11 protein-coding genes are annotated in these 13,717 nt (G+C 71.8%); 8 read left to right on the top strand and 3 right to left on the bottom strand.

Features of this window, described 5'->3' with window-relative positions; translation table 11 throughout:
• Window positions 1-34 precede the first annotated feature (34 nt).
• The 5 genes from ACX27O_RS03965 (at window position 35) to ACX27O_RS03985 (ending at window position 7,181) form a co-directional block, all read left to right on the top strand.
• Window positions 35-1,204 (top strand): ATP-grasp domain-containing protein, encoded by a 1,170-nt coding sequence (locus ACX27O_RS03965; RefSeq protein ID WP_030329408.1) that lies wholly within the window; start codon window positions 35-37, stop codon window positions 1,202-1,204.
• Window positions 1,201-2,829 (top strand): IucA/IucC family siderophore biosynthesis protein, encoded by a 1,629-nt coding sequence (locus ACX27O_RS03970; RefSeq protein ID WP_458938957.1) that lies wholly within the window; start codon window positions 1,201-1,203, stop codon window positions 2,827-2,829. The genes ACX27O_RS03965 and ACX27O_RS03970 overlap by 4 nt, the downstream gene beginning before the upstream one ends.
• Complete coding sequence (locus ACX27O_RS03975; protein WP_358124487.1) at window positions 2,826-4,424, top strand: IucA/IucC family protein; 1,599 nt, start codon at window positions 2,826-2,828, stop codon at window positions 4,422-4,424. Before ACX27O_RS03970 ends, ACX27O_RS03975 begins: the two co-directional genes overlap by 4 nt.
• Entirely contained in the window at window positions 4,421-5,566 is a 1,146-nt protein-coding gene (locus ACX27O_RS03980; protein ID WP_458938958.1) for an alanine racemase, read from the top strand. Before ACX27O_RS03975 ends, ACX27O_RS03980 begins: the two co-directional genes overlap by 4 nt.
• A gap of 325 nt (window positions 5,567-5,891) precedes the next feature.
• Entirely contained in the window at window positions 5,892-7,181 is a 1,290-nt protein-coding gene (locus ACX27O_RS03985; protein ID WP_458938959.1) for a CE1 family esterase, read from the top strand.
• A 78-nt stretch (window positions 7,182-7,259) separates the two neighbouring features.
• Here the strand turns inward: ACX27O_RS03985 and ACX27O_RS03990 are convergent, their stop codons facing one another.
• Together ACX27O_RS03990 and ACX27O_RS03995 are read right to left on the bottom strand one after the other, a co-directional pair.
• Window positions 7,260-7,694: an SRPBCC family protein gene (locus tag ACX27O_RS03990; protein ID WP_030329399.1), complete on the bottom strand. Its 435-nt coding sequence runs from the start codon at window positions 7,692-7,694 to the stop codon at window positions 7,260-7,262.
• A gap of 18 nt (window positions 7,695-7,712) precedes the next feature.
• Window positions 7,713-9,176: a multicopper oxidase family protein gene (locus ACX27O_RS03995; RefSeq protein ID WP_210859442.1), complete on the bottom strand. Its 1,464-nt coding sequence runs from the start codon at window positions 9,174-9,176 to the stop codon at window positions 7,713-7,715.
• 336 nt (window positions 9,177-9,512) lie between these two features.
• Between ACX27O_RS03995 and ACX27O_RS04000 the strand changes: the two genes are divergently transcribed.
• The 3 genes from ACX27O_RS04000 (at window position 9,513) to ACX27O_RS04010 (ending at window position 11,898) form a co-directional block, all read left to right on the top strand.
• Complete coding sequence (locus tag ACX27O_RS04000; protein WP_030329395.1) at window positions 9,513-10,589, top strand: sensor histidine kinase; 1,077 nt, start codon at window positions 9,513-9,515, stop codon at window positions 10,587-10,589.
• Window positions 10,586-11,266, top strand: a complete 681-nt coding sequence (locus ACX27O_RS04005) for a response regulator (protein WP_245233539.1) — start codon at window positions 10,586-10,588, stop codon at window positions 11,264-11,266. The genes ACX27O_RS04000 and ACX27O_RS04005 overlap by 4 nt, the downstream gene beginning before the upstream one ends.
• 65 nt (window positions 11,267-11,331) lie before the next feature.
• The gene (locus ACX27O_RS04010) at window positions 11,332-11,898 is read left to right on the top strand and encodes a PadR family transcriptional regulator (protein ID WP_210859445.1); all 567 of its coding nucleotides are present in this window, start codon (window positions 11,332-11,334) and stop codon (window positions 11,896-11,898) included.
• 52 nt (window positions 11,899-11,950) lie between these two features.
• On the opposite strand, the gene ACX27O_RS04015 is transcribed toward ACX27O_RS04010, so the two are convergent.
• Window positions 11,951-13,648: an MFS transporter gene (locus ACX27O_RS04015; RefSeq protein WP_051708214.1), complete on the bottom strand. Its 1,698-nt coding sequence runs from the start codon at window positions 13,646-13,648 to the stop codon at window positions 11,951-11,953.
• Window positions 13,649-13,717: the final 69 nt, after the last annotated feature.

Genomic DNA, 13,717 nt, shown 5'->3' on the forward strand with positions numbered 1-13,717 from the left:
TAATCGTGACATCGTGGTAGTCGACGGAGGTGGTATGCGGCTCTACCTGACCGCGCTCAACCCCACCGACGCCGTCCTGCACGGGTTCCTTCCGGCGGCGGCGTCCCTCGGGCTGCCGACCACCGTGCTGACCGACCGTCCCGCAGAATGGCCTGCGGACGTGCCGGTGACGCGGTGCGCGGTCCGCGACGCGGCAGCCGTGGTCGCGGCGACGGCAGCGACCCGACCGGTGGCGCTACTGTCCAACAGCGACCACCTCCAGGAGGCCACCGCGATCGCCGCCCGAAAGCTCGGCCTGCCCGGCAAGGACCCGGACGCCGCCCGTCTCTGCAAGGACAAGGCCGCCGCCCGCCGGGTGATCGCCGCCGCGGGCCTCGATCGGGTACGCGTCGTCACCGTCGACCCCGCAGACCCGCCAAAGGTGCCGAACGAGATGTTCCCGGCGGTGGTCAAGCCCCGCGAGGGGGTGGCCAGTGAGGACGCGTACCTGGTGGTCGACCACGCCGAGCTGGTCGCCCGGGTCGCCGAGATCCGCAACCGGCGGCCCGACGTGGCGCTGGTGGTCGAGGAGTACCTCGACGGTGAACTGCGGACCTTCGAGACCCTCGGCGACGGCACCGAGCTGGCCTCCCTCGGCGGGTGGCGCACCGCCCTCGGCTCGCCACCGACCTTCACCGAGGAGAGCCTCGCCTGGTCGCCCCCGGCAGAGCCGGCGCGCACCCAGCTCCGGGCCCGACTCGACGCGCTCGGGGTCGGCTTCGGCGCCTGCCACACCGAGTACGTCATCTCCGACGGCCGGGTCCGGCTCATCGAGGTGAACTACCGCCTCATCGGTGACCGGATGGACCTGATCCTCGCCGAACTGCTCGGTGTGCCGCTGTTCGAGTACGTCATCCGGCTGCACCTGGGCGAGCCGCTGGCCGCCCTGCGCCTGCCCGACACCGTCGACCGACACGCCCGGGTCGAGTACGTCTGCGCGGACCGGTCCGGCCGTCTCGTCGCCGCGCCGGGCCGGCTGGACACCGTCCACGGCGACGTCCGGTTGGGCTGCCACCCGTTGCGCGAGGTGGGCCGCACCGCCGCGCACACCGGCACCAACCGCGACTACCTCGCCGTGCTGCACGGCATCGGCCCCGACGAGAACGCCGTCCGGCAGTCACTGGCCGCCCTCCGCGGCGACCTGCAGTGGACCATCGTCGAGTGAGCGACGACTGCGAGCGCGAGGTCTTCACCCGGGTGCTCGACGCCCTGCTGCGCGAGGATCACCTCGGTCTGCTCACCGCCGGCCGCCCGGACGGGCCCGACTGGTGGCAGGTGTCGCACCCCGCCGGCCGGCTGCGCATACCGGTCCGGGCGGACGGGTTCCAGCAGGCCCTGCGCAGCTCCGCGCCGACGGTCCTGCTGGTGGACGGCAGTGGCGACGCGCGGCGTACGGAGACCCTGGAGGGGTTGTTGACGCTGCTCGCCCCGCACGGCAACGCCGAGGCCGAGGCCGGCTGGCGGGACTTCGCCGTCGAGTGCCGCGCCGACCTGCGAGCCCGGCGGCTCGCCGCCCGGAGCCGGGAGCGGGTGTTCACCGAGGTGGCCGCCGAACGGGCGAGCACCCCGACCGGCCTGCCGACGGCGCTCCTGGACGACGTGCTCGCCGCCCACCAGGGCCACCCCGTCTACCCCACCGACCGGTGCCGGCACGGTCTGCGCGACGGCGAACTGCTCCGGTACGCCCCGGAGCACGCTCCACGCTTCGCGCTGCGCTGGTACGCCGCCCCCGCCACGGACGTCCGGCTCACCGGCCAACTCCCGCCCTGGTGGCCGCCCGCGCCGCGACCGGATCAGCTGCTGCTGCCGGCGCACCCGCTCACCGTGGCACGCGACGCGCTCCCGGTGGTCGACCTGCCGGTGACCCCGGTGCGACCCACCCTCTCCATGCGGACGGTGGCACTCGACCACGACCCGTACCTGCATCTCAAACTGCCGCTGCCGACAGCGAGTCTCGGCGCGCGCAACCGACGCACCCTGCAACCGGGCTCGCTCGCCGACGGCGGGGCTGTCGCGGCACTGCTCGACCGGATCGCCAGCACCGAACCCCGCTTCGTCGGCCGGATCCGGCACGCCGACGAGAGCACCTGGGCGCACGTCGACGGCGACGAGCGACGCGGTTTCCTGCTCCGCCGGTTTCCGCGCGACCTGGCCGGCGTTCAGGTGGTGCCGGTCGCGGCCCTCGCCGCCGCTGACCCGGTGGCCGGCACGGTCCTCGACCGGATCAGCCCGCAGCGGCCCGTCGCACTGCTGGAGTCCTATCTGGACCTGCTGCTCGACTGGCACGTCTTCCTCTGGCTCCGGCACGGGATCGCGCTGGAGGCCCACCCGCAGAACATCCACCTGCTGGTGCACCCGGACGGCACCGTCGGCCTGCTGTACAAGGACAACGACGGCGCCCGGCTGGACGCGCGGCACGACGGCACGAACGGTCTCACCCTGCACGACGACCGGATGTGGGTGCGCGACCCGCACGAGTTGGCCGACGTGTTCATCACCATCACCCTGCACCTGGCCGCTGCCGCGCCCCTGCTCGCCCTGGCCGCCCGAGGGCTGTCCGTGCCGACACCGGCCGAGGCGCTGGTGCCCCGGCTCGCCGCCGCCCGCGACCGGTGGGGCGACGGCCCGGCGGGGCGGACCTTCACCGAGCGGGTCCTGAACGCCACCCAACTGCCCGTCAAGGCGATGCTCACCGCCGGCACCCTGCTGCCCAAACAACGGCTGGGCTGCACCGACATCAACAAGTACTACCTGCGTACCGGCCCGAACTACCTGCGGGAGACACGATGACGAGCGCCCAGTTGCGCTCCCGGCCGGCCACCGACACCGGTCAGCTCGCCGACCTGGCCGCCGCGCACACCGTCTTCGGTTGCCTGCTGCGCGAGCTGGCCCCGCCGGGTGACACCCCGACGGTGGTCGACGGTGCCGTCCGGCTGCTGCTGCGCCACCTCGACGTCACAGTGCGCTGCGCGGTGGCCCGAGCCTCGGCGATCGGCGCGCACCGCTACACCGGCCCGGTGCAGCGGGACATCGGCGGCGGACGGTGGGCGGACCTGGACGCGGACGGGCTTGCCGCCCTCGTCGCGGCGGAGCTGACCATCCGTACCGGGCTGGCGAATGACGAGTTCGTCGAACAGGTCCGGGCCAGCCGGGACACCGTGGCCCGACTGCTGGCCGACCGACCCGCCGCGGACCCCACCCCTACCGGTGAGCCCGCCATCGACGCGTACGTCGACTCCGAGCAGTCGCTGGTCCTCGGCCACCCGCACCACCCCACCCCGAAGTGGCGCAGCGGCGACCCGGACAGCTGGCGGGCGTACGCGCCGGAGCTGCGCACGGCGTTCCGGCTGCACTGGCTCGCCGTACCGGACGACCTGACCGCCGACGCCGGACCGTTCGATGCGCTCGTGGCCGCGCTCGACCCGCCCCGGCCCCCGCGCGGGCACCGCGCCCTGCCGGTGCACCCCTGGCAGCTGTCGCTGGTCCCGCCCGCCCACCCACTGCTGCGCGACCTGGGGGCGGCCGGTGTGCCGGTCCGGCCGACGGCGAGCGTCCGAACCCTCTACGCCCCCGGGGCCGACCTGTTCGTGAAGACCAGCCTGCACGTACGGATCACCAACTGCCTGCGCAAGAACGCCCGCTACGAACTCACCGGGGCGGTGGCGCTGACCGACCTGCTGGCCCGGGTGCCGCTGCCGGACGGGGTGGGGCTGCTCGCCGAGCCCGCGTACCGCACCGTCGACGTCGCCGGCCCCGACGAGGCGTACGGGACGATCCTGCGCAGCGGTCTGCGCCCGCACCTGCGTCCCGGCGACACCCCGGTGCTGGCGGCGGCACTCGCCGGCGCACCGCTGGTGACAGCGGATCCGGTCGCCTGGTGGCGGGCGTACGTCGGCCTGCTGGTGCCGGCGGTGCTGCGCAGCTGGCTCAGCCACGGCGTCGTGCACGAGGCGCACCTGCAGAACGTGGTCGTGGTGCTCGACCGGGACCGTCGCCCGGTACGCATGCTGCTGCGCGACCTGGAGGGGGTGAAGCTGGACGCCGACCGGTGGGCCACCTGGCCGGACGGCGTCCCGGCGCAGGTCCGTTACGGTCCCCGCGCCGCCCACCGCCGGATCGTCTACTGCCTGTTCGTCAACCATCTCGGTGGGATCAGCGGGGCTCTCGCCGACGCGCGGCCGGGAATTGAGAAGCGGCTGTGGCAGGAGCTGCGGGGCGTCGTCGAGGCGGTCGCCGCCGACCTCGGTGATCCCGCCGAGCTGCGCGTGCTGCTCGACGGGGAGCCGTTCTTGGCCAAGGCGAACCTGCTGGTCCGCTGGCGGCGCGACGCCGACCGGGCCGCGCCGTTCGTGCCGGTTCCGAACCCGATGGGTGGGCCACGATGACCCGACCGGTCTACGTCCACGACCTCGACGCGCTGGCCGGGCAGGCCCGAGCCGTCCGGGCGGCGCTGCCCCCGCCGGTCGAGCTGCTCTACGCGGTCAAGGCCAACCCGGACCCCGGTGTGCTGCGAACCCTCGCCCCGATCGTCGACGGGTTCGAGGCCGCGAGCCGGGGCGAGCTGCGCAGGCTGGCCGAGGTGCTGCCGGGACGGGCGCCGGCTGCGTACGCCGGGCCGGGCAAGACCGACGCGGACCTCGCCGCCGCGCTCGACGCCGGGGTGCACCGCATCCACGTCGAGTCGCCCACCGAGCTGGCCCGGCTCGGCGCGCTCGCCACCGCCACGGGCCGGTCGGCTCAGGTGCTGCTGCGGGTGAACCTGCCGGTCGACGCGCCGGGCGCGAGCCTGGTCATGGGCGGTGGGCCCAGCCCGTTCGGCATGGACCCGGCCGACGCCGTCGGGTGTGCCCGCCGCCCACCCGCCGGCATCGACGTCCGCGGAATCCACGCCCACCTGGCCAGCGGGTTGGACGCACCGCTCGCCGCGACGGTCGCCGCCGCGGTGGTCGACTGGGCGGTGGCCGAGGTCGACGCCGCCGAGGTCGACGTCGGCGGCGGCATGACAGTCGACTACACCGACCCCGACGCGCGGTTCGACTGGGAGGGCTACGGCCGGGCCCTGGCGGACGTCCTGGACAGCTATCCGGGAGTGCGCTTGCGCATCGAGCCGGGCCGGTCGGTCACCGCCCACTGCGGGGCGTACCTGACCGAGGTCATCGACGTGAAGCGCTCCTACGGCGAGTGGTTCGTGGTGGTGGCCGGCGGGACGCACCACCTGCGGACACCGGCCGCGAAGGGGCACGCGCAGCCGTTCACCGTGCACCCGCGACGCGGTGCCGCCGGTCCCCGTACCGATGGCGGGCCGGTCACCGTGGTCGGGCAGCTCTGCACCCCGAAGGACGTGCTGTCCTTCTCCAGCACCGCCGGGCCGATCGGCGTGGGCGACGTGCTGGCCTTCGCCATGGCCGGCGCGTACGCCTGGAACATCAGCCACCGTGACTTCCTGCTGCACGAGCCGCCGCTCTTCCGCACCGGTGACCTGCGGGAAGTGGCCGCCGAGTGGGCGTCCCGGCCGTTCGGGACGTGAGCCCGAGCGCCACGAACCGCTCGGTGTGTTATCGATAACATGCTATCTTTCATCCGGGAGTGAAGGGCACGCTCCCGGTCACCCGAGCCAGCCGGCGAAGACGCGCCGAGGGCACTCCCCTCCCGCCTCCCGGTCGGTGACCAGTCCGGGCCCCGTCGATGCCAGGCGACCACTGTTGGTCGTCGGACGATGTCGCGCCGGCCGCATGCCCAGCTTCCGACGCTCCACCGTAGGCAGCCCCGGCCTCGACGGGTGGCGGCCGCACACCCCCGGTGCCGCCGCCGAGCCACGAGCACGAGACGCCGAACGGCAAGGAGCCCAGACAATGCTGAGACGTAGGTTCTTCCTCCCATCCATCGCGGCCGCGGCGCTTCTCCTCGCGGCCACCACCGGCGGCGTGTTGAGCGGCGGCCTCGGTGCGACGGCGGTTGCCGCCACCAACGGCACCCTCGCGGCGACCGCCGGCTGCGGCAAGGCCCCCACGCTCGCCAGCGGGACCCGGACGATCCAGAGCAGCGGACAGAGCCGTACGTACAACCTGCGGATCCCGGACGGGTACGACCGGAACCGCCCGTACCGTCTGATCTTCGGCTTCCACTGGTTGAACGGCTCGGCGAACAACGTCACCTCGGCCGGCTACTACGGCCTCCAGCCGTTGTCGAACAACAGCGCGATCTTCGTCGCCCCGCAGGGCATCAACGCCGGCTGGGCCAACACCAACGGTCGGGACCTGACCCTCTTCGACGACATCTCCCGGCAGATCGAGAACGACCTCTGCGTGGACACCACCCAGCGCTTCGCCCTGGGCTGGAGCTACGGCGGGGCGATGAGTTACGCGGTGGCCTGCGCCCGGCCCACCGTCATCCGCGCGGTCACCGTGATCTCCGGTGCCAACCTCAGCGGTTGCAACGGCGGCACCCAACCCGTCGCCTACTTCGGCATCCACGGCATCTACGACAGCGTGCTGAACATCTCGCAGGGGCGACAACTGCGCGACACGTTCGTCCGGAACAACGGGTGCACCGCGCAGAGTCCGCGCGAGCCAAGTCGGGGCAGCCTCACCCACATCACCACCGCCTACTCGGGTTGCCGGGCCGGCTACCCGGTGCAGTGGGCGGCGTTCGACGGGGATCACACCCCCAGCCCGGTCGACGGGTCGGGCAGCCCCAACGACTCGCGGACCCGGACCTCGGGTGAGATCTGGAGGTTCTTCAGCCAGTTCGAGTCGACCACGCCGCCGACCACCCCGCCGCCGACCGACCCGCCGCCCACCGACCCGCCGCCGACGACTCCGCCGCCCACCGGCGAGCCGGGCACCTGCACTGCCACCTACCGGACGTTGAACACCTGGCCCGGCGGCTACCAGGCCGAGGTGACAGTGGCCAACAACTCCACGGCTGCCCTGACCGGGTGGACCGTGGGCCTGACCCTGGCCAGTGGTCAGGCCATCAGCAGCCTGTGGAGCGGCGTCAACACGGGCACCACCGGCAGTGTCACCGTCCGGAACGCCCCCTACAACGGCACTGTGGGTCCGAACGCCTCGACCAACTTCGGCTTCACCGCCACCGGTAACGGGGCCACCGCACCCAGCAGCGTCACCTGCACCAGCCCCTGACCAAGGGCAGGATGAGGGCCCGGAGCTGACCGGCTCCGGGCCCGACATCCGTTGGCGGCTGCCGCCAGGACTACCGGCTCACGCTTCGCTCTCCAGCAGGTCGCGCAGGGCGTCGAGGGCGGCGATCTCCTCCTCGAAGGTCTTGCCGACGACCGGCCCGAGGAAGCGCGACAGCCCGCTCGGCTGCCACGCCAACTTCAGCGTGAGTTTCGTCCCGCCGCCGTCGGCCGGTGTGAGCGTGTACTCGCCCTGGGTGCGTACCACACTGCCGGTGGCCTGGAAGGCCAGTCGCCGTCCCGGCTCGAACCCGGTCACCTCGTAGTCGGCCGGGATGCGACTCCCGCCGGGGCCCTTGAGCCCCTGTCGGTAGCGAGCGCCGACCCCTTCGCCCGAGACTCGAGCGACGTCGAGCACGTTGGGACGCCAGCGTGCGTCGTTCTCGCCCCGGGCGAGGAAGGCGAAGACGACCTCGGGAGTCCGTCCGATCTGCACAGTCTTCTCTGCAGAGGGCACAAGAAACCTTTCTCAGGGTCAGGGAACGATCTTCATCTGTGCCATCATCCCACTCGCGGAATGGTCGATCATGTGGCAATGGTAGACATACCGGCCAAGGTACGGCCCGAATGTCGCCTGGAGCCGGACAGTCTCACCCGGCCCCACCGAGATGGTGTCCTTCAGCCCGGCCTCGCCCGGGGCGGGCGGCTGACCGTTGCGGCTGAGCACCCGGAACTGGACCAGGTGCGGGTGGAAGTTGTGGGGGATGCCGAAGAGCGTGTCGCCGTTGGTCACCGTCCACACCTCGGTGGTGTTGCGTTTGATCTCGGTGTCGACCCGGTCGGCGTCGAACTGCTGCCCGTTGATGAGGAACTGGCCGGTCGCCGGGTTGAGGTTGAGCGTGAACGCCCGTTCCTTCGTGGCCGCCGGCAGCGCGGGAATGGTGCTCAGCCGGTCGGGCACCCGGCTGGTGTCGGTGGCGGTTCGGTTGACGTCGAAGCGCAGCACCGGCCCGGCCACCGCGTCGTCGAGGAAGACCCGGCTGCCGACCGGGAACGCGCCGAAGTCGACGACGATCTCGATCCGCTCGCCGGGCGTCAGGCTCCACGAGCGGATCGGCGTCGGCCCGGCGAGCAGCCCGCCGTCGCTCGCGATCTGGGTGACCTCGGCGTCGTTGCCGAGCCGCAGGGTGAACGTGCGGAGGTTCGACGCGTTGACGAAGCGCAGCCGGTACTTGCGGGCGGCCACCTGGAAGTAGGGCTGCGGCTTGCCGTTGGCGAGGATCGTGTTGCGGAACTGAAAGTCGTCGTGCTCGAAGACCAGGCTCGCGTCGTCGGCGAACCGCGCGTCGCGCAACATGATCGGGACGTCGTAGTTGCCGGACGGCAGCCGGAGGTCGGCCTGGGCCGGGTCGTCGATCAGGAAGAAGCCGGCGAGCCCGCGGAACACGTGCTCCGCCTCCATGTGATGGGCGTGGTCGTGGTACCAGAGCGTGGCGGCCCGCTGCTTGTTGGGATAGCTGTAGATCCGGCTCCTGCCCGGGTCGAGCACATCGGTCGGGAACCCGTCGCTGCTCGACGGGGTCTGGCCTCCGTGCACGTGTACCGCGGTCGGCATGTCGAGGTGGTTGCTGTGGGCGATGACCGCGAGCCGGCCCGTCTTGACCCGGAACGTCGGGCCGGGGAACAGCCCGTCATAGGTCAACACCTCGGTACGCGTCCCGGGCAGGATCTCGGCCTGAGCCTTACGGGTGGAAACGACGTAGAAGTCGGTGTTGCCTACCGAGGCGATCGGCTGCTGCACGGGCGGTATCGGCATCCGGACAGTGAACGGGGCGGCGGCGGCCGCGACGTGCGCCGTCCCCCCGTGACCGGTGTGGGCGCCGTGGGCCGGCGTCGCGGGCGGGGTGGATCCGCGCGCCGCTGCCGCCGCGGTGGTCGTGACCAGCGCGGCTGCGCCCGCGGTGGCGCCGGCCTTCATGACGTTGCGTCTGCTCACCATTGGTCGCTCCGCTCCTGATGGGTCGAGGTCTCGGGGGAACTGTCGCGGAGGTCCCTCAACGCGGCGTCGAAAGCTGATAGCGGCGAAGCGTGGATTTCACCTTAAGTTTTGGTGTGACTACCAAAAGCTAAGCTTCGATCCTTCCAACGGTGTGCGGTGAGACCGTAGACTCGTGCGAGTAGTCGGCCGTGACAACTCGTAGAAGGCCGATCCGATCTGAGTGCTTTGTCGTCCGCGCACGGGGGAGCCGGGCGACACGGCGGGCAGCCGGCGCTGGGGAGAGCCGTTCGTGCCCGCACCTGGGGAGCAACAAGGGCACACACCGGGGGATCCGCGATGGTGTATGGAAACGATGCGCTGCGGAGGACCGCTGCCGAGGTTCTCGAACGCAGGCGTCAACCGATTCTCGCCGCCTACCGTCAGCGTCTCGCCGCTGCGACTGACGATCTCGGCGGGGTCGCTGACCTGGTCGACAGTTACACGACGCAGGCCGACGTCCTGGTCCGGGAGACGGTCGTCGAGATTGGTCGCGAGACGACCGACCCGCTGTCGGCACCGCCGCCGACGGCGCCCGCCGAGGGCGTCGACCTTCACCCACGCGAGTGCTTCCGCGCTGTCGTCGCGCTGGCCGACATCCTGCTGGCCGACGCGCTGGAGCAGTTGTGTGGCCGGCCCGACCAGGGCGCGATCCTGGCCCTGGTCGCCGACGCGCTCACCCGCACGACACTGACCCGGCTGCTCGACGCGAGTTCGCGCTACGCCGCCGGCCTGATGAACGAGGTCCACCAGGCGCAGATCGCGGAACGCTCGCTGATCGCGCGCGAGTTGCACGACCGACTGGGCCACAGCCTCAGCGCGGCGTACCGCAACCTGGAGGCGCACGAGCTCGCCCAGGAACGACACGGAGGCGACGTCGACCGCCGGGTGGTCATCGCCCGGGAGTCGCTCCACGACGCGGTCGGCTACCTGCGGGTGCTCATCGCCGATCTTCGCCTCTCCCAGCCGCTCGGGTCCCTCGACGAGGCGCTCGCCAACTTCCTGTCGACGGTCGAGACGGGCGAGACGCGTCTGCACACCGAGATCAACGGCGACGAGTCGTGGGTGCCGCCCGAGGTGCTCGACGAGGTGTTCCTGGTCGTCCGCGAAGCGTTGCGCAACGCGGTCGCCCACGCCGGTGCCCGAGTGATCCATGCGGTCGTCGACATCACCCCGCACGAGCTGCGGGCGACTGTCGTCGACGACGGGGTGGGCTTCGACCTCGCCGCGGAGCGCGACGGTTCCGGCCTGCGCGCGATGGCTGAGCGCGCGGCCGCCGTGGGCGGTCGCCTCGCGGTGCGAGCGGCGGGCCGCCAGGGCGTGTCCGTCGAACTCGTCGTGCCGCTGCTCGCCGTCGGGGCGGGGGCCGGCCGGTGACCGCGACGATGGTCGAGCCGACCCGCATCGTGCTCGTCGACGATCACGTCGTGGTTCGCGACGGCCTCCGGGAGATCCTCGACGCCCAGCGCGATCTCGTTGTCGTCGGCGAGGCCGGCGACAGCTGTGCGGCGGTCAACGAGATCCGCGTCCGCCAGCCCGACATCGTGCTGCTCGACGTGCAGATCCCCGGCGACGGGGTGACCACGACGGTGCGCCGGATCCGTGATGTCGCCCCGGCGAGCCGGGTCATCATCCTCAGCATGTTCGACGGTCCGACGCTGCTGCGTGAGTTGTTGACCCTTGGCATCTGCGGCTACCTGCTGAAGAACTCGACGCGCCAGGAGTTGGTGGCGGCGATCCGCCGCGCCCGCGCCGATGACGCTCCGGTGATGCTGGCGGTGTCGCGCGAGAGCCTGACCCAGGTGCAGGGGCCGGTGCACAGCACACTGTCGGACCGTGAGCGCGAGGTGCTGCAGTTGGTCGGTCAGGCGATGAGCAACGCCCAGATCGCCGGGCGGCTCTGCCTGTCGGAGGCGACGGTCAAGCGCCACCTGCGCAACATCTTCGCCAAACTCGGTGCGGTGTCGCGCATCGACGCGGTCAACCGGGCCATCGCGGCTTCGCTGATCGTCCTGCCGAGGCTGTGCGTCGACCCGACGTTTCACGGCGGATAGCAGGTTACTCAAGGATTGCTCTGCGCAACTTGCCCGCAAACGGGCACTCGTGTTGGACTAATGCCGTGAATAGCACTCGCCTGTTCGTGCTCGGAGCGCTCGCGCGTGGCGGCCCCATGCATGGGCACCAGATCCGCCGGGCGGCCCAGGTCGACCGTACCGAGCTGTGGAGCGACGTCAAACCGGGGTCGCTCTACGGCGCGCTGCACCGGATGCAGGTCGAGGGCGTCATCGAGGCGGTCCGGACCGAGCAGGAGGGCAACCGGCCCGCCCGCACGATCTACGCGCTCACCGCGGCCGGCGCGGCGGAGCTGATCGACCACCGCGACGAGGCGTTGCGTGACACCAAGCTCCGCCACGACCCGGTCGACCTGGCCCTGCAAAATGTGATCGACCTCGGCGAAGACGCGCTCCGGGCCATCATCGTGGCGCGGCGGCAGGCCCTCGCCGCGCAGCTCGACTCGTGGCTGGCGCTCCGGGAGATCGCGGCGCCACACATCCGTGGTCTGGAGTGGACGACCTTCCGTCATACCGAGCTCCGACTCCGTACCGAACTCGCCTGGCACGACGAGCTGCTCGACCAACTGCCCGAGCTGATGGCCAACCAACCGACGTCGATGACCACGTCGTGACGGTGCCAGCCCCGGCCCCGGGGGCATCTGCGGGGCCGGGGCTGGCGGCACGTCACCGAGCGGGCTGCCGGGTGGTGGTCACGTTCCAGTCGGGCTTGCTCGCCTCGGCCCAGGGCTCTTCGGGCCGGCGCGGCAGCAGGTAGACGAGAAGGAACGTGAGGATCACGCCGACCAGGACGGCGCCCACCGTGAACTGGACCGCCCGGTTGAAGTTGGTCTCCAGCGCCGATGAGGCAGCGCTGTCGAAGGCCGCGCCGACCGGACCCGGCGCCGAGTCCGCACAGCCGGGCGGCGTGGCCGTCGGATCCGACGCGCGGGACTGGCGGATGAAGCAGTCGGCGAAGGCGGTCGTCGCCGCGCTCGCCTCCGCCGGTGGCAGCCCTGCGGCGACAAGCGATGCCTGAAGCTCCGGGCTGGCCTTCTCCGCGGCCGTGGCCGAGTAGGAGCCGAGCGTTCCGAAGAGGACCACGCCCGCCACCGCGACGCCGACGGCCTGGCCGAGACGCTGGGCGGTGCCGAGCACGCCACTGGCCGCTCCCGCGTCCTGCCAGGGCACGCCGGCCAGCACGATCTCGACGCTCGGCGCGATCACCAGGCCCGAGCCGAAGCCGGCGAGGAGCAGGGCCGGCAGCAGTTCGAGGCCGGAGCCCCACCAGTGGATCGTGGCGATGATGCCCACCATGCCCACGATCACGATGCCCGCGCCCAGCATCAGGACGCCCCGGCCGAGGGCACGGGCGACGTTGTCGGAGATGGCCGCGCCGACGAGCGTGCCGAACGAGAACGGCAGCAGGATCAGGCCGGTCGTCAGGGCGGACTTCTCCAGACCGATCTGCAGGTGCAGCGAGAGTGCGAAGAGCAGGCCGATGAAGCCCGCGAAGTAGCAGAGGCTGATGCCGACGCCGGCGGAGAACGAGCGGTGGGCGAACAGGCGCATGCTCACCAGCGGAACCTGGGCGCGCCGGGCGCGGCGCAACTCCCATGCCGCGAAGGCGGCCAGCGCGGGCAGCGCTGCTGCCATCGAGACGAACGTCCAGGCCGGCCAACCCAGGCGCTGGCCCTCGACCAGCGGAACGGCCAGCAGCAGGACGGCGGCCGAGACGAGCAGCATGCCGATCACGTCGAGCCCGCCGCGGCGGCCTCGCGACTCGGGCACCAGGATCAGCGCGGCGACGAACGTGGCCAGGCCGATCGGCACGTTGAGCAGGAACACCGGCCGCCAGTCCCAGCCGCCGAGGTCCCACGCGATCAGCAGGCCACCGAGGAGTGGGCCGCTGGCGGTCGCGATGCCGCCGATCGCGCCGTAGATCCCGTAGGCCTTACCCGTCTCCTTTGCCGGAAACGTGGTCTGGATGAGCGCCAGCACCGGCGGGTTGAGGATGCCGGCCATCATGCCCTGCACCACCTGGAAGGCGATCAGCTGGTTGGGTGTGGCCGCGAGCGCCGACGCCGCCGACGCGAGCGTGAACCCCGCGACGCCGATGAGGAACAGCTTGCGGTGGCCGAAGCGGTCGCCGATCCGGCCGGCGGGGATGAGTAGCAGGCCGTATCCGAGCGCGTAGCCGGCGATGACCCACTCCATCGCCGTGTAGGTCGAGCGGAGGTCGCGCTGGATCGGGGCGACCGCGACATTGACGATCGTCGTGGCCAGCAGGATCATGAACGCCCCGGCCAGAACGACGGCCAGGATCAGCCATCGGCGCGGATTGGGTGGCGCGGCGCTGTGTTCGTCGGTCCAGCTCTCCGTCATCGCGTTCCTCCTGAAGTCGGACGGGGGTCGACAGCGGACCCACCTTCCGACTACACGCCGTCGCGTACG

It is taken from the genome of Micromonospora sp. SD19 (genome assembly GCF_054462275.1).